This window comes from Mycobacterium sp. NGS50 (assembly GCF_059812545.1).
Genome location: NZ_JCALCW010000003.1, coordinates 21,979 through 36,352 on the forward strand (window position 1 = coordinate 21,979; position 14,374 = coordinate 36,352).

The 14,374-nt window shown below is 68.3% G+C and carries 18 protein-coding genes and 1 pseudogene; 10 read left to right on the forward strand and 9 right to left on the reverse strand.

Translation table 11 applies throughout. From position 1 onward, the window contains the following. Nucleotides 1-88: 88 nt before the first annotated feature. Together AC5Y36_RS03130 and AC5Y36_RS03135 are read left to right on the forward strand one after the other, a co-directional pair. A complete protein-coding gene (locus AC5Y36_RS03130) occupies nucleotides 89-682 on the forward strand; it encodes a TetR/AcrR family transcriptional regulator (protein WP_500039395.1) in 594 nt (197 codons plus the stop codon). Nucleotides 683-760: 78 nt separating this feature from the next. After that, entirely contained in the window at nucleotides 761-1,600 is an 840-nt protein-coding gene (locus tag AC5Y36_RS03135; RefSeq protein ID WP_500039396.1) for a mycofactocin-coupled SDR family oxidoreductase, read from the forward strand. Nucleotides 1,601-1,677: 77 nt separating this feature from the next. Here the strand turns inward: AC5Y36_RS03135 and AC5Y36_RS03140 are convergent, their stop codons facing one another. The 3 genes and pseudogenes from AC5Y36_RS03140 to AC5Y36_RS03150 all read right to left on the reverse strand — a co-directional run bounded on the left by AC5Y36_RS03140 (nucleotide 1,678) and on the right by AC5Y36_RS03150 (nucleotide 3,082). Next, nucleotides 1,678-2,133, reverse strand: coding sequence for an SRPBCC family protein (locus tag AC5Y36_RS03140; RefSeq protein ID WP_500039557.1), 456 nt, complete (start codon nucleotides 2,131-2,133; stop codon nucleotides 1,678-1,680). Further along, nucleotides 2,122-2,478: pseudogene (locus AC5Y36_RS03145) on the reverse strand (bleomycin resistance protein); the annotation flags it as partial. The gene AC5Y36_RS03140 and the pseudogene AC5Y36_RS03145, both read right to left, overlap by 12 nt. A gap of 10 nt (nucleotides 2,479-2,488) precedes the next feature. Further along, nucleotides 2,489-3,082 (reverse strand): TetR/AcrR family transcriptional regulator, encoded by a 594-nt coding sequence (locus AC5Y36_RS03150; RefSeq protein ID WP_500039397.1) that lies wholly within the window; start codon nucleotides 3,080-3,082, stop codon nucleotides 2,489-2,491. Between the two features lie 21 nt (nucleotides 3,083-3,103). On the opposite strand from AC5Y36_RS03150, the gene AC5Y36_RS03155 reads away from it, so the two are divergent. The 4 genes from AC5Y36_RS03155 to AC5Y36_RS03170 all read left to right on the forward strand — a co-directional run bounded on the left by AC5Y36_RS03155 (nucleotide 3,104) and on the right by AC5Y36_RS03170 (nucleotide 6,228). Continuing rightward, on the forward strand, nucleotides 3,104-3,496 hold the full coding sequence (locus tag AC5Y36_RS03155) for a hypothetical protein (RefSeq protein ID WP_500039398.1): 393 nt from the start codon (nucleotides 3,104-3,106) through the stop codon (nucleotides 3,494-3,496). After that, nucleotides 3,493-3,999 carry a hypothetical protein gene (locus tag AC5Y36_RS03160; protein WP_500039399.1) on the forward strand — a complete coding sequence of 169 codons (507 nt, stop codon included), beginning with the start codon at nucleotides 3,493-3,495 and terminating at the stop codon, nucleotides 3,997-3,999. The genes AC5Y36_RS03155 and AC5Y36_RS03160 overlap by 4 nt, the downstream gene beginning before the upstream one ends. Next, nucleotides 3,996-4,931 carry an SAM-dependent methyltransferase gene (locus AC5Y36_RS03165; RefSeq protein ID WP_500039400.1) on the forward strand — a complete coding sequence of 312 codons (936 nt, stop codon included), beginning with the start codon at nucleotides 3,996-3,998 and terminating at the stop codon, nucleotides 4,929-4,931. The genes AC5Y36_RS03160 and AC5Y36_RS03165 overlap by 4 nt, the downstream gene beginning before the upstream one ends. A 67-nt stretch (nucleotides 4,932-4,998) precedes the next feature. Beyond that, entirely contained in the window at nucleotides 4,999-6,228 is a 1,230-nt protein-coding gene (locus AC5Y36_RS03170; protein WP_500039401.1) for an MFS transporter, read from the forward strand. A gap of 51 nt (nucleotides 6,229-6,279) precedes the next feature. Here the strand turns inward: AC5Y36_RS03170 and AC5Y36_RS03175 are convergent, their stop codons facing one another. From AC5Y36_RS03175 to napA, 5 genes are read right to left on the reverse strand one after another with little or no spacing between them, the layout of a single operon-like run. Further along, nucleotides 6,280-6,897, reverse strand: coding sequence for an LON peptidase substrate-binding domain-containing protein (locus AC5Y36_RS03175; protein WP_500039402.1), 618 nt, complete (start codon nucleotides 6,895-6,897; stop codon nucleotides 6,280-6,282). A gap of 14 nt (nucleotides 6,898-6,911) precedes the next feature. Then, nucleotides 6,912-8,063, reverse strand: coding sequence for a glutamate--cysteine ligase (locus AC5Y36_RS03180; protein ID WP_500039403.1), 1,152 nt, complete (start codon nucleotides 8,061-8,063; stop codon nucleotides 6,912-6,914). Next, complete coding sequence (sodC, locus tag AC5Y36_RS03185; protein WP_500039404.1) at nucleotides 8,044-8,733, reverse strand: superoxide dismutase[Cu-Zn]; 690 nt, start codon at nucleotides 8,731-8,733, stop codon at nucleotides 8,044-8,046. Before sodC ends, AC5Y36_RS03180 begins: the two co-directional genes overlap by 20 nt. A 47-nt stretch (nucleotides 8,734-8,780) precedes the next feature. Then, entirely contained in the window at nucleotides 8,781-9,257 is a 477-nt protein-coding gene (locus tag AC5Y36_RS03190) for a LytR C-terminal domain-containing protein (protein WP_500039405.1), read from the reverse strand. Nucleotides 9,258-9,308: 51 nt separating this feature from the next. Further along, nucleotides 9,309-9,617: a nucleoid-associated protein NapA gene (gene napA, locus AC5Y36_RS03195; protein WP_500039406.1), complete on the reverse strand. Its 309-nt coding sequence runs from the start codon at nucleotides 9,615-9,617 to the stop codon at nucleotides 9,309-9,311. 172 nt (nucleotides 9,618-9,789) lie between these two features. Here napA and AC5Y36_RS03200 point away from each other — a divergent pair, with 172 nt between their 5' ends. Genes AC5Y36_RS03200 through AC5Y36_RS03210 form a run of 3 tightly spaced genes read left to right on the forward strand, consistent with a single transcriptional unit; the run spans nucleotide 9,790 to nucleotide 12,134 of the window. Next, nucleotides 9,790-10,386: a peptide deformylase gene (locus tag AC5Y36_RS03200; RefSeq protein WP_500039407.1), complete on the forward strand. Its 597-nt coding sequence runs from the start codon at nucleotides 9,790-9,792 to the stop codon at nucleotides 10,384-10,386. Continuing rightward, a complete protein-coding gene (locus AC5Y36_RS03205) occupies nucleotides 10,383-11,306 on the forward strand; it encodes an N-acetylglutamate synthase, CG3035 family (protein WP_500039408.1) in 924 nt (307 codons plus the stop codon). The genes AC5Y36_RS03200 and AC5Y36_RS03205 overlap by 4 nt, the downstream gene beginning before the upstream one ends. Before the next feature lie 21 nt (nucleotides 11,307-11,327). Then, nucleotides 11,328-12,134 carry an exodeoxyribonuclease III gene (locus AC5Y36_RS03210; protein WP_500039558.1) on the forward strand — a complete coding sequence of 269 codons (807 nt, stop codon included), beginning with the start codon at nucleotides 11,328-11,330 and terminating at the stop codon, nucleotides 12,132-12,134. Here the strand turns inward: AC5Y36_RS03210 and AC5Y36_RS03215 are convergent. Then, entirely contained in the window at nucleotides 12,131-13,456 is a 1,326-nt protein-coding gene (locus AC5Y36_RS03215) for a DUF5933 domain-containing protein (protein WP_500039409.1), read from the reverse strand. The two genes, AC5Y36_RS03210 and AC5Y36_RS03215, sit on opposite strands and share 4 nt — an antisense overlap. Nucleotides 13,457-13,836: 380 nt before the next feature. Between AC5Y36_RS03215 and AC5Y36_RS03220 the strand changes: the two genes are divergently transcribed. Next, entirely contained in the window at nucleotides 13,837-14,358 is a 522-nt protein-coding gene (locus tag AC5Y36_RS03220) for a hypothetical protein (RefSeq protein ID WP_500039410.1), read from the forward strand. Nucleotides 14,359-14,374 lie beyond the last annotated feature (16 nt).

Genomic DNA, 14,374 nt, shown 5'->3' on the forward strand with positions numbered 1-14,374 from the left:
TGATCGATCGATCAGATTGCTAGAATGCACCATGCCTACCACGCGCCGTCGCCGATGGTCAAGCAATCGCCGCGCGGGGAGCCGCTGAATGGCCGCGCCGCGCAAGGCCCGCTCGACCGACTCCGATGCCCGTCGCCGGCTCATCGAGGCCACCGCCCGGATCATGCAGGAGGAGGGCTATGCCGCCGCGACCTCGCGACGAGTCGCCACCGAGGCCGGGGTCAAGCAGGCGCTGGTCTACTACTACTTCCCCACCATGGACGACCTGTTCGTGGAGGTGTTGCGGGCCGGCGCGGAGACCGCCCTGGAGCGCATGCGGGCCGCCCTCACCGACGACGACCCGCTGCGCACACTGTGGGCCATCAACAGCGATACCCGCCTGACCAGCTTGAATGCCGAGTTCATGGCGCTGGCCAACCACCGCAAAGCAATCCGGTCCGAGCTGCGCGCCTACGCCGAGCGGGTGCGTGACATCGAGACCGCCGCGGCCACGGTGGCGCTGCGCGCCAACGGGGTGAGCCTCGACGACTACCCACCGGTCGCGGTGTCGATGTTGATCGCACAGACCGCGCGCAGCCTGTGCAACGAGGACGCGGTCGGGCTCACCCGCGGCCACGACGAGCTGCGCGCCCTGATGGAACGCCAGCTGACCCGGCTGAGCACCCCGGCAGCCACCCACTAGCCATCGGCTGTTGACAGCGTCAATGTTTGGTGCCAGCCTTGCTGATCGACTGACCAATTCGAAAGAACGGGTGCAGAGATGGCCGGACGGGTCGAGGGCAAGGTCGCGTTGATCACGGGCGCGGCGCGTGGGCAGGGCCGCAGCCACGCGGTGCGGCTCGCGCAGGAGGGCGCCGACATCATCGCCGTCGACGTGTGCGCCCCGGTCAGCAGCAACACCCAGATCGCCCCGTCCACACCCGACGACCTGGCCCAGACAGCTGATCTCGTCAAGGGGTTGGATCGCCGCATCGTTACCGACGAGGTCGACGTGCGGGACTTCGCCGCGCTCAAATCGGTGGTCGACGGCGCCGTGGAGCAGCTGGGCCGCCTGGACATCGTCGTCGCCAACGCCGGCATCGGCAACGGCGGTCAGACGCTGCACAAGACTACCGAAGAAGACTGGCAGGACATGATCGACGTGAACCTGTCTGGCGTGTGGAAGACGGTCAAAGCCGGCGTCCCGCACCTACTTTCCGGTGGGCGCGGCGGATCCATCATCCTGACCAGCTCGGTGGGCGGACTCAAGGCGTATCCCCATACCGGCCACTACATCGCCGCCAAACACGGTGTCGTCGGGCTGATGCGAAGCTTCGCCGTCGAACTCGGCCAACAGCGGATCCGGGTCAATTCCGTGCATCCCACCAACGTGAACACCCCGATGTTCATGAACGAGGGAACCATGAAGCTGTTCCGCCCCGACCTGCAGAATCCGGGCCCCGACGATCTCGCTGTCGCGGCGCAGTTCATGCACGTGCTTCCGATCGGCTGGGTGGAGCCGGTCGATATCAGCAACGCCGTGCTGTTCTTGGCCTCCGACGAGTCGCGTTACATCACCGGGCTGCCCGTCACCGTCGACGCCGGCAGCATGCTCAAGTAGATCCCGCAACTGCGTCGAGATCGACGTTATCGGGCGGCCTTCTCGGGCTTTTCCGCGCTGACGTCGAGCTCGAGGTGTCAGGCCCGTTCGGCCAGCGCGGCAAGCCGGGACAGTGACGCCTGCAGCCTGTCCGACGTGGTGGCGCGGGCCCGTTCGACACGGTTCTCGTCGGTCAATTCCGACCAGTCATAGGTGTGGCTGACCCGGGTATGGGCCTCGCCCAGCGGCTGCAGCTCCCAACGCCACAGGTGCCCCGGCGGCGCCTTGCCCGGTTCTGCTGGCCGCCATGCGATTCGACGGCCTTCGTCGAATTCGATGACGTGGTTCTCCCGCACGTTCCCCTTGGTGGTCGTCATCATGAACACGTCGCCGACGGCGTGCACCCGTTGCCCGACATCGGATTGGGCCAGATTGTCGTTGCCGTCCCAGCGGGGTTGCTGTGCGGGATCGGCGATCAACTCGAAGATCCGTTCCGCAGGTGCCGCGATGTCGCGGCTGGCGCTGACCACCTTGGAGACCAGTGGCGAGCCCACGCGGTGCGCGGTCCCGTCCGGGTCGACGTACGCGAATTCCCTGAGCCCGTAGTCGGTGTCGCACGGCTCGACGAACCGGCCGGACAGTCCCGACGTCGCCCATTCCGCATACAGCGCGTCGGCGTCGGTGACGTACAGGTACACGCTGGCGGCGGTGCACAGCGGATCGTGTTCGGCCCACTCGGTGAGGTGCAGGGAAATCGACCCGCGGTCGGCGAACCCGTAGCGCGCGGGCCCGTCGTACGCGCGGGCGGTGAACCCCAGGCGGCGGTATCGCTGCAGCGCGGCATCGAGGTCGCGGACCGGGATGATGGGCGCGACGGCGGTGAACGCGATATTCGACATGGCCCCAGTGTCACACGGGCCGATAACTGGCCAGCAGTGCCCGAGTCGCCGCGGCGACGTCGTCTTCGAGCCAGGCCGGCAGGTCCTTGTCGTAGGCGTGGCGGCGCACCACCGCATAGGACAGGTCGACGACGGCCAAGGTGACCGCATGCACGGCGCGAGGGTCGCTTTCGCCGTACAGCTGCCGGGCCAACTCGTCGATCCGCTGCAGTAGCGGCGCGTTCATGGCGGCCAGCGTCTCCTGGAACGCCGCGTCGGGTTCCCCGTCCAACAGATCGCCGGGCCGGATGGTCAGCAACAGCCGGGCATCCTCGGGGAGATCGCGCGCAAAGCGCACCGCGGCGACGCTCATCGCGACGGCCACCTCCCCCGGCGAGTCACCGGTGGCCGCCCACACCCGCGACTGGAAACGTTCCAAGGCGCGCAACCAGGCGGCCGTCAGGATCCCGTCCCGGTTGCCGAATCGGTGGTAGAGCGTGCCGGCCGGCGCGCCGCTGGCCTGGGCGATCGCCGCGACACTGGCCGCACGCGGGCCCTCGGCAAGGACCAGGGCGCGGGTCGCGTCGAGGATCACATCGGTTTCATGCTTTCGCGGAGGCGCCACGATCTAGTACAGTCCTTCTATATGAAACGGTTACCCTATATCGATGAGCATGCCATAACGATCGACGCTTCCCCGGCAGACACGTGGTCGGCGCTGCTGACGGTGTTGTGCGGCAACCCCAGCGATCCGACCAAGGTTCCGCTGGGTTTCGCGTTGGCCGAGGCGACGTCACCCCGGCGGTTTGCCCTCAAAGGACGCCACCCGTTCGCGGTGTACCGCTGGGTGTTCGAGCTGGACGAGCTCGACCCGCAGCGCACCCAGGTGCGTTCGCAGACGTGGGCGGCGTTTCCGGGCCTGCACGGCAAGATCTACCGCGCGTTGGTCATCGGCAGCGGCGGACACCGCATCGCGGTGCGCTGGATCCTGCGGCGCATCGCCGCGGCGGTGCGCCCGCCGGCGCCGGCACTGCCGTGACCGGCCTGAACTGGGGTGCCACCGCATTGGAGCGCTGCGCCGCGATGCCATGTGACGAGCTGCTCGCGCGGGGTACCCAGGCGGATCGGGCGATCAGCATCGCAGCACCCCCGGACCTCGTCTTCGCCTGGTTGTGCCAGCTACGGGCGGCCCCCTACAGCTACGATCTGCTGGACAACTTCGGCCGCCGCAGCCCCCGGCAGCGCAATCCGGACCTGACCCGACTGGCGATCGGGCAACGGTTCATGACGATATTCCAACTGCATTCGTTCACCGACGGCGCGCAGATCACGCTGCGCGGCAAGGGTGCCGCGGTGACCTACGCGCTGCGCGCGATCGACGCCGGCACCCGGTTGCACGTGCGGGTGGTCTTCGGCGGATCACGTCTGATCGGGTCGGTCCTGGCCGCCGGCGATTGGGTGATGATGCGAAAACAGTTGCTTACCATGCGCGAACTGGCCCAACGCGACGCACAGCTGCGGCGCTTACCATCGAAACGGTGACGAAAGACTCCCCCAATCCACCGGTCCGCGCCAGACACGATAACGACGCCTGGGACATCACCGAGAGCGTCGGCGCCACCGCGCTGGGCGTGGCCAGGGCGCGGGCAGCCGAGTCCACCAGCGACTCTCCGCTGTTCACCGACCGCTACGCGCAGTTGTTCCTCGACGCCGCAACCGAACGCGGCTGGCAGCCGCCGTCCGAGACAGGACCGTTGGCCCAGCGGTTTCGGGCGATCGCCGGCTACGCCGCGGCGCGCACCAAATGGTTCGACGAGTTCTTCATCGCCGCCGGCGCCAACGGCATCCAACAGGCGGTGATCCTGGCCGCCGGTCTCGACGCCCGGGTCTGGCGTCTGCCGTGGGTGTCCGGCAGCGTCGTCTTCGAGGTCGACCAGCCCAAGGTGCTGGAGTTCAAGGCCGCCGCCCTGGCAGCGCACGACATCCACCCGACCGTCGGCTATCACCCCGTACCGGTCGATCTCCGCCACGATTGGCCGAAAGCGTTGCTCCAGGCGGGGTTTGACCCGTCGGCGCCGACAGCGTGGTCAGCCGAAGGGTTGCTGCCCTACCTGCCCGCCGCCGCCCAGGACCTGCTGTTCGAGCACGTCGTCGACCTCAGTGCCCAGGGCAGCAGGGTGGCGGTCGAGGGGTTCGACCCCGCCTTCTTCAACCCGGAGAATCTGGAGCGTCGCCGCGAGCAGTTCCGCCGGATGCGCGAGGCAGCAGACAGCGACCCCAATACACCCGACGTCCAAGACCTTTGGTACATCGAGGAGCGCACCGACCTGGTTGACTGGCTGACCCGCCGGGGCTGGCAGGTCACCGCGATCGAAGCGCTGGACCTGATGGCCAACTACCGGCGGCCCGCGCCGGAGGACCTCACCGAGATCACGCCACGCAGCCTGTTCATCGAGGGCCGGATGCCCGGATAGCACCGAAATTCGGATGCACGACTCCGCGGTCGGACGGTATTTTCGTTGTCCCAAGACGAAAGTGACCATGCAAACCGACACCGAAGCCGAGCAGATGCAGACTGCGCGGCGGTCTTTCATCGCCGCGACCATCGTGACGATGGTCAACGGCGGCCTATGGGCGCCGCTGATCTTCCTGTTCTTCACCCTCGGACGAGGCCTGCCGCTGACCGCCACCGGTGTCGCCGCCACGATCGGCAACACTGCCGCGCTGGTCTGCGGGGCGGTGATCTCCGGGCGTGTCATGGACCGGTTGGGGCCGTTTCGGACGATGGCGTTCTCCGGTCTGGTCGGCGCCGGCGCCTTCCTGGGTTTCCTGATCACCCGCACCCTGGCCGAAGTCGCCGTGTTCTCCTTCGCCGCCGCGCTGGCCTGGAATCTGCTGTTCACCAGCGATCCCGAGGCGGTCCGCCGACTGACTACCGAGGGGAACGACCGCACCCGGATGTTCGCGCTACTCACCTCGGCGCGGGTGCTGGGCTTCGGCATCGGTGCGCTGGCCGCCACCGTGGGGCTGGTGCTCGACGACGGATCCGGCTGGTTCTGGACGGCGCTGGTCGCCGCCATCGCCGTCGGCTCGATCATCACCAGCCTGCTGTTCTGGCGACTGCGGTGGGTCGATGACGGCCTGGCCGAGGCCGGCGAGGCAATCGGCGCGCCCCCGCCGCGCTACCGCGACGTGCTGCGTCAAGGCCCGTTCATGGCCTTCCTCGCCGGGGTGTTCGTGATCGCGCTGACCACCATCGGGATGGACACCGCGCTGCCGCTGTTCATGTTGTCGGTGGGGCTGCCCAACTGGTCGACGACCGTGGCCTACCTGTTCATCTGCATCATGGTCGCGGTGGCGGCGCGGTGGGTTGCCCGCATCGGGACGCGGGTGCCGCACCTTCGGATTCTGGCCCGGAGCACCGCGCTGTGTGCGGTCAGCTTTTTGGTGGTGGACGGTGTCGCCGGCCTGCAAAATGCCGGGCCCGCCGTGTTGTTCGCGGTTCTGGCCTTCGGCTTGACCCTGTTCAGCGTGTCGGATGCGGCCAGCAATGCGCTCGGCGGAGCCATCATGCTGACGTTCGCCCCGGACGAATCGTCCGGGCGGCACGGCTCGATGTTCCAGACCGCGTGGGCCGCGGCGAGCGCGGTGGCGCCCGGTATGTACGCGGCGCTGTTCACCACCGCACGGGTCCTGCCCTGGCTGGTCAGCTCGGTGCTGCTGGCCGGCGCCGCGGCGGTGTTCGGCGCGGTGGCAGCCAAAACCCGCTGACTCTGCACCCAGGGCGCACTGCACTCCCACTGTTGCGCCATGGATGCAGAGTCAACGCGAACGGAACTCCACCATGGCCGTGACGGTTTCGACGGCCTCGTGCAGCGCGGCCAGCCGATCCGCGGCCGATGGAGCAGCCAGCACCGCGTAGCGGTCGGCGACACCCATCGGCACCCGGGAAGCCAAGAAGTACAGCCGTTTTCCGGCATCTGCACCGAGCACATGAGCGCGGCCCAGCACGGCCTCGCGAGGAGGCGGACGCTGGCCCCGCGCCGCCGCGACGCGCGCGAACAGCGCGACGACGCGTTCCTCGGCCTCCAGCAGCTGCACGTCGGACACCGGATTCCCGGGCTCATCGGGCCAGACGTCCACGTCGGCACGCGGGTAGGGGTCATCCGGCAGCCACTGCGTCACCCGGATCCGCTCCCCCATCCGGCACCGCAGCGCGTAGCGGCCGAACCCGAGCTTGCGGTGTTGATCGATGGTGGCCACCAGCCCGACGTCGCAGCGCTCATCGCCACCGCCGACCTCGCGGCCCCGAGCGATCAGCACCACGCCGAAACGCCGGTCACCGCGCAGACAATCGTTGGCCAGCTCGCGGTAGCGGGGCTCGAAGATCTGCAGCGGCAGTTCGTCGTCGGGCAACAACGCCGACTCGAGCGGAAACATGGGCAGCTGCACGGTTATACGTCCAGCTCGCCGATCAGCGCATCGACGACCGCCCGCAGGTCACCGTCGTGCTCCTCGGCCACCCGGCGCTGCCGCTGATACGACGCGCCGCGGGAGTAGATCTCCTCGACGGCCGCCAGTTCATCGGCGCAACGCAGCGACCTGGCCACCGGCTCCAGGCGGGTCAGCAGATCATCGAGATCGTCGGTGACCAGCCGCTCGTTGCTGTCGGCGTCCAGAATGATCTCCGCGTCCAAGCCGTAACGGGCCGCGCGCCACTTGTTTTCCTGGACATGCCACGGCGGCATCGTCGGCAGCGCCTCGCCGGCGTCGAGTCGACGGTCCAGGTCCACCACCAGGCAATGCGTCAACGCCACCAGCGCACCGAGTTCACGAAGGTTCGACACACCGTCGCAGACCCGCACCTCGAGGGTACCCAGGTGCGGTGACGGCCTGATGTCCCAACGGATCTCGTTCATCCGGTCGATGATCCCGGTCTTCTTCTGGTCGTGCACGAACTGCTCGAATTCACTCCAGGTCTGAAACTGGAATGGCAGTCCGGCCGTGGGCAGCTGCTGGAACATCATCGCGCGATTGCTGGCGTAGCCGGTGTCCTCGCCGCCCCACCAGGGCGACGACGCCGACAGCGCCAGCAGGTGCGGATAGAAGTTGAGCAGCGAGGACATGATCGGCATCGCCTGGTGCGCCGAGCGGATCCCGACATGCACGTGTACGCCCCAGATCAGCATCTGGCGACCCCACCACTGGGTGCGCTTGATCAGCTCGGCGTAGCGGGGCGCGTCGGTGAGCTGCTGGGCGGACCACTGCGCAAACGGGTGGGTGCCGGCGCAGAACAACTCCATGCCGCGGGCCTGCACAATCGGGCGCACCGTCCCCAGGGTGGAACGCAGGTCGTCCATCGCCTCGGCCGTGCTTTCGCAGACACCGCTGACGACCTCGACGGTGTTGCGCAGCAATTCCTTGTGCACACGCGGGTTTTCGCCGATCTCGGCGATGACCGCGGCGGCTTCGTTGCTCAGGTCGCGGGTCTGCGCATCGACGAGCGCAAATTCCCACTCGACGCCGATCGTCGGTCGCGGCGAGGCGGCGAAATCAATATGGGCGGGTGCCCGGTTTACCGGCGAGCTAGCCGGACCCGATGACACCGCATGCCACCCGCTTGCCGGCGTCGCCCGTGGCCATCGTCATATCGTCCGGGCCGGGTGATCCGTTGACCTGGGTGTAGCGCTCCGGCGGGATGTTGCCGAAATTGTCCGAGCCGCCGTGAATGACGATCGCGGTGCCCTCACCGGCCAGCAGATCCGCCTTGGTGAACGCGTCGGTCGTGGTCACCAGCAGCGCGGAACCGTCCTTGCGAACCTGCAGCGAAGTCAGGTCTCCGCTGGCCGGCTCGCCGGTGTGGCCCGCAACCTGGAAGTGGCCGCCGGCGGACAGGAAGTCGCCGGGCGCACCCCCACCGGGGGCCTCCGAGTGGGCCTCGCACTTGCCCACCTTGTGCAAGTGCATGCCGTGGAATCCGGGGGTCAACTGTCCGGTGCCGGTGGTCTGGACCGTCACCTTGACGTAACCCTCGTCGAACTCGAACGTCGCGGTGGCCACCTCGATACCGTCGGCCGACTTGAGGTGGGTGGTCAGGGAGTCTGCGGCACCCGGCTCGTGTGACGACTCCGACGGCGCCGGCGACCCGGTCCAGATCGACGGCGTGGTACCCGGCGCATCCGACGGCGGCTGGTTCGGGGTGCACGCGCTCAACAGGGCGACAGGAGCGGCAAACATGACGGCAGCGAGTTTTTTGCGGTGACCGGGCGTGACCATGCCGGATAGCCTAGCCTGGCGGCGCCGGGCGCCCGGTTAGACCCGCCTCAGCCGGCTACCACCACGATGACGCCGGGCGGCTGATCAGCGATATCGGGGTCACCGATGCGCGGCTCGGCCGGTGCGTTCAGCAGCTTGCCCACCGCCTCGGCGGACTCCTTCTCACCGGGAGCATCCGGGTTGTAGTACACGGTGGACACCGTCACATCGAGCAACACCATGTCACCGGTATCGGTGACATCCCAGCCGGCTTCCCGCAGCTGGTCGGCGGTGCGCGCGGCGAGGCCGTCCTGCCCGGAAATGTTATAGACCCGGACTTGGGCCTTGGGTGGGGCCGGTTTCGACGACGTCGGGCTGCTTGTCGAAGTGGTGGCCGAAACCACGGTGCTGGCCGACGAGTCGTCGTCGCCGCCGGAGCTCATCGCCTGGAATCCGACCAGCAAGAAGATGACGCCCAGGAACAACAGCACCATCACCATCGCCCGCAGCGGCAGGCCCGAGGAGTCAGGGACGTGGTCGTTCATTACACCCACTGTATCCAGGAGCCGGCCACAACCGGAAAACGCAGCGCGCGATCAGGTGATCTCGAAGCCGAGCCGACGCGCGGCCTTCGCCTTCTGTCGGCTGGCCCGCAGCCGGCGCAGCCGTTTGACCAACATCGGGTCGGCGGCCAACGCTTCGGGACGCTCAACCAGCGCGTTGAGCACCTGGTAGTAGCGCGTCGCTGACATCGAGAACAGCTCTTTGATGGCTTCTTCTTTGGCGCCGGCGTATTTCCACCACTGCCGCTCGAACGCGAGGATGTCGTGCTCACGTCGGGTCAGCCCGTCGACGGTTTCAGAGTCGTCCCCCGATCGATTAGCCCGCGCCATGGCGCCGTCCATATCGCTCCCCTGGACCCTTCTGAAGAATGCTCGTAATACCTTTGCGCAGGCGTCGCGATCTCAGCCCGCTACGGCGAATATTCAACCACGGTCACCACTCTTGACCCGGAACCCCGCCCCGCGAGTCGGCACACTCAATGACGAATGCCGACACAGTTTAAGCTTGCCGACCATGGCAATCGTTCCCATCCGCATCGTGGGCGATCCCGTCCTGCACACCCCGACCAGCCCGGTGGCCGTCGGCGAAGACGGTTCGCTACCGGCCGATCTGGCCGAGCTGATCACCACGATGTACGAGACGATGGACGCGGCCAACGGTGTCGGGTTGGCCGCCAACCAGATCGGCGTGGGGCTGCGGCTGTTCGTCTACGACTGCGCCGACGACCGGCGTTCGCCGACGCGCCGGCGCGGGGTGGTGATCAACCCGGTGCTGGAGACCTCCGAGGTGCCCGAGACCATGCCCGACCCCGAGGACGACGACGAGGGCTGTCTGTCGGTGCCCGGCGAGTCGTTTCCGACCGGCCGGGCCGACTGGGCGCGGGTGTCCGGCCTGGACGCCGACGGCAGCCCGATCACCCTGGAGGGCAGCGGACTGTTCGCCCGGATGCTGCAGCATGAGACCGGCCACCTGGACGGCTTTTTGTATCTGGACTGCCTGATCGGCCGCAACGCCCGCAGCGCCAAGCGCCGGGTGAAATCGAACGGCTGGGGCGTGCCGGGTTTGTCGTGGACCCCGGGCGAGGTGCCCGACCCATTCGGCCACAGATGACGTCGGTACCCGGCCGGCCTGATCTGCCTGCCCCGGGTACCCGGGTCAGCCTCCGCTACATGCGGCCCTCGGGGTCGGAACCCGCGATGGGCGACGTGATTGGGCACCTGATCGAGGTGGGGCCGCGAGTCCGGGTCCGCGCCGGCGACGGCGCCGTGCACGAGTTCCGGCTCTCCGATGTGCTGTATGTGCGACGGCTCACCGACCGGCCGGTGAAGAACTCGCAGATTCGGGCGGTGGAACACGCCGCGGCGCTGGCGTGGCCGGGTCTGGAACAGCAGTGGCTCGACGGCTGGCTGTTGCGCGCCGGGCAGGGATCGACGCTGCGGGCGAATTCGGCCGTACCGCTGGACAGGTTCGCGCGGACCGGTGCGCTCCCGGCGATCATCGACTGGTACGCGCAGCGCGCGCTGACCCCGTGGCTGGCGGTGCCCGAGCGGCTGCTGCGGCTGCCCGAGAGCCTGCCGACGCGCTGCGAAACCCGCACCATGGTGCGGGACATCAGCGCCGAGGAGGGCGCCGGCGTCGTGCTCTCGCAGCAACCCGATAGCGACTGGCTGGGCGGCTACGCACGCGACGTGCCCGTCGAGGTGCTGACCGCCGTCGTCGACGGGCAGGTGATATTCGCCTCCATTCCGGGGGTGGCGGTCGGGCGCGCCGCGCTGACCCCGGGGCCGGACGGGCAGCGCTGGGTGGGCCTGTCGGAGGTGCGTGTCGCCGCCGATCAGCGCCGGCACGGTCATGGGCGGACGCTGTGCGCGGCGCTACTGGGCTGGGGTCGCCGGCACGGGGCGACTCAGGCCTATGCGCAGGTCCGCAGCGACACCGACGGCACAGCCGCATTCGATTTCTTCGCATCGGTCGGGTTCATCGGGCAGCACCGCAGCCGCTATCTCGATGCGCGCACACTGCACCCGTAGGGTGTGCGCATGTCCGATTCGCTGCGGTTGGCCACCTGGAACGTCAACTCGATTCGCACCCGGGTGGGGCGCGTCGTCGACTGGCTGGCCCGTGCCGACGTCGACGTGTTGGCGATGCAGGAAACCAAGTGCACCGACGCGCAGTTCCCGACCATGCCGTTCCACGAACTCGGCTACGAGGTCGCCCACGTCGGCCACAACCAGTGGAACGGCGTGGCGATCGCGTCCCGCGTCGGCCTCGACGACGTGCAGATCGGATTCGACAACCAACCCACCTGGAGCAGCAAGCCCGAGGTGGCGGCCGCGGCCGAAGCCCGCGCCATGGCTGCGACCTGCGCCGGGGTGCGGGTGTGGAGCCTCTACGTGCCCAACGGACGCGCCCTGGACGACCCGCACTACGCCTACAAGTTGGATTGGCTTGCCGCGCTGCGTGATACCGCCGACAGCTGGCTGAGCGACGATCCGTCGGCGCCCATCGCGATGGTCGGGGACTGGAACATCGCCCCGCACGACGACGACGTGTGGAGCATGGCGTTCTTCGAGGGCGCCACGCATGTCTCGGAGCCGGAACGCAAGGCGTTCAACGCGATACTGGACACCAAGTTCAGCGACGTGGTCCGGCCCTTCACGCCGGGCCCGGGCGTCTACACCTACTGGGATTACACCCAGCTGCGGTTCCCGAAAAAGCAGGGCATGCGCATCGACTTCATCCTCGGCTCGCCGGCGCTGGCCGAGCGCGTCACCCACGCCGAGATCGTCCGCGAGGAACGCAAAGGCAAGGGCCCCAGCGACCACGCGCCGGTGCTGGTGGAGGTGCGCCGCGGTTAGCCGCTGACCGGGCGCGCAGCCAGCGACGCCAACGCCGCCGGCTTCACGCTCGCGGGCCCGGCGAAGAAGACGGCGGCGAACAGCGCCAACGCGCCGACGATCAGTGATCCGAACAACAGCGGCAACTGCGCCATGAGCACCGCCAGGTAGCGGTAGCTCAGCAGCAAGGTGGTCAGCAAAGCCGTGCCGCCGCAGACCAACCCGATCCGCGACGGGCCCCAGCCGCGCTGCGGGTCCCGCAAGGCGGCCTCCACGGTCAGGCACAGCACTGCGCCGGCCACCAGGTCGACGCCGTAGTGGTAGCCGAACCCCAGCGTGGCGGTGATGGTGCCCAGCAGCCACACCGTGCCGCCCCAGCGCAGCCACTGCGGACCGCCACGAGAGTGAATGAACACCGCCAACGCCCACCCCACATGCATCGAGGGCATGCAGTTGCGCGGTGTGATGCTGTCGAAGTCGACGGCGTGCGGCAACAGTTGGGCGGGCGGTAGGACGTGCGGCCAGACGTCGGCGACCTGCCAACCCTGCCCCTGCGGCCCGAACGCGAAAACGGGTCCGACGACCGGGAAAAGCATGTAGAGCAGCGGGCCGACCAGACCCAGCACCAGGAACGTCCGCATCAGGTGATGGTGGGGCCAGCCGCTGACGGTGACGTTGCGCAGCTGATAGACCGCGACCACCAGCACCGCCACCGGCAGTTCGATGTAGAGCCAGTGCAACAACGCCGACGGGATCGGGCCGGCCACGTCGAGAACCCGGCCGACCATCCAGGACGGCTGGCCCAACGCGCGGTCGGCCAACATCGCGTACTCGTCGAGCACACCCGGCCGGCTTAGCGCGGTGATCCGCAGCCAGGCGTCGGCGGCCTTACTCGCCACGATCAGCAGCGCACCCCAGCCGGCCGCACGTAGCGCGTTGCTGCGCTCGATGCCCGACCAGCGCAGTGCGGCCACCAGGATCAGTCCGGTGAGCACAATCAGCGGCCCATTGCCGACGGTCAGCGGGCCGTGCAATCCCGAGCGCAGTAGCCGGCCGGCCACAAAAAGCAGATCGAGACCGGCCGCGAGCCCCAGCGCCAGCAATCGGCGCCGACTCGACAACCCCACCATCGCCAGTCCCAACCCGGCCCACGGCAGCGTCGCCGACTTGGGCACCCCCAGGTAATCGCTGATCAGGCTGTGTAGCGGCCCGGGGAATCCGGCGTGGGTCGCGGCGATCTGCAAGGCGAGCACCAGGGCCGAAACCCCGGCCACCACTGCCGTCACAGCACCGCGAGCCGACGGCGTCTGGCGCCGTTCGCGGCCCACGTCATTGATCAGCACCGATAGATCGTAAACGTCCGGTGAACGGCAAGGTGGCATTGCACAACCTCAAAGCTCCCAGCGGATGAAGGTGCGACGTCACACGGTCCGCCGCCAGACCGGGACGAAATGCTTAGCGAACGGTATGAGAGTGCGCGACATCCTTCACCCGGTGTTCGGCAGCGCCTACGATTGATCTTGCTATGAATCTCGCTCGCTTGAGCTCCGGCTGTTCGCAGGCACGCCACACGCCGCCAGCCGGGTTTGCGGAGCAGCAATTACGCAGGGAGCAATCATGAACCGCGTCGGCGACGATGCAGAGCGAAGCGATGAGGAGGAGCGACGCCCATGAGTGCCGTCGGCGACGATGCAGAGCGAAGCGATGAGGAGGAGCGACGCCCATGAACGCCGTCAGCGGGACGGTACGCAAGCTGAGCGACGCGGTGGGCCGCGCTGCGGCGATGACCACCGGGGCCGCCGGCGCCCTGGGCGGCGCCGCCGTTAACGGCGTCATCGGCGGAGTCACCGGTGCGGCCGCCGGCGCCCAGCGCGGAATCAGCAGCGGCAGCAAGTCGACACCTGCGGCCGCACTGACATTCGGCGCGCTCGGCGTTGCCGGGTTGGTCGAGTGGCCGCTGTTGCTGGCCGTCGGCGGCACCGCGCTGGCGATCCGGCAACTGACCCGACGACGCGAAGCCGACGCTCCGCCGGGCAAGGCGGCCGCACCGCCACTCACGGCGGTACCGCCGCTGAAAGACGCAGCGCCCAAGAAGGCTTCGCCCGCCAAGGCAGTCAAGAAGGCCGCACCCAAAAAGGCCGCACCCAAGAAGTCCGCCGGCACCACGTCCGCCAAGCGGGCCGCCCCTGCCAAACGAACGCCCGCAGCCAGGTCGCGCACCGGTCAACCGCGCGGCCGTCAGTGACCCGGCAGAAGTAGGT

Coding starts and splice junctions, on each gene's coding strand:
- AC5Y36_RS03130 (WP_500039395.1), top strand. CDS start 89: ATGGCCGCGCCGCGCAAGGCCCGCTCGACCGACTCCGATGCCCGTCGC.
- AC5Y36_RS03155 (WP_500039398.1), top strand. CDS start 3,104: ATGAAACGGTTACCCTATATCGATGAGCATGCCATAACGATCGACGCT.
- AC5Y36_RS03220 (WP_500039410.1), top strand. CDS start 13,837: ATGAACGCCGTCAGCGGGACGGTACGCAAGCTGAGCGACGCGGTGGGC.
- napA (WP_500039406.1), bottom strand. CDS start 9,617: ATGGACGGCGCCATGGCGCGGGCTAATCGATCGGGGGACGACTCTGAA.
- AC5Y36_RS03200 (WP_500039407.1), top strand. CDS start 9,790: ATGGCAATCGTTCCCATCCGCATCGTGGGCGATCCCGTCCTGCACACC.
- AC5Y36_RS03170 (WP_500039401.1), top strand. CDS start 4,999: ATGCAAACCGACACCGAAGCCGAGCAGATGCAGACTGCGCGGCGGTCT.
- AC5Y36_RS03205 (WP_500039408.1), top strand. CDS start 10,383: ATGACGTCGGTACCCGGCCGGCCTGATCTGCCTGCCCCGGGTACCCGG.
- AC5Y36_RS03175 (WP_500039402.1), bottom strand. CDS start 6,897: ATGTTTCCGCTCGAGTCGGCGTTGTTGCCCGACGACGAACTGCCGCTG.
- AC5Y36_RS03135 (WP_500039396.1), top strand. CDS start 761: ATGGCCGGACGGGTCGAGGGCAAGGTCGCGTTGATCACGGGCGCGGCG.
- AC5Y36_RS03190 (WP_500039405.1), bottom strand. CDS start 9,257: ATGAACGACCACGTCCCTGACTCCTCGGGCCTGCCGCTGCGGGCGATG.
- sodC (WP_500039404.1), bottom strand. CDS start 8,733: ATGGTCACGCCCGGTCACCGCAAAAAACTCGCTGCCGTCATGTTTGCC.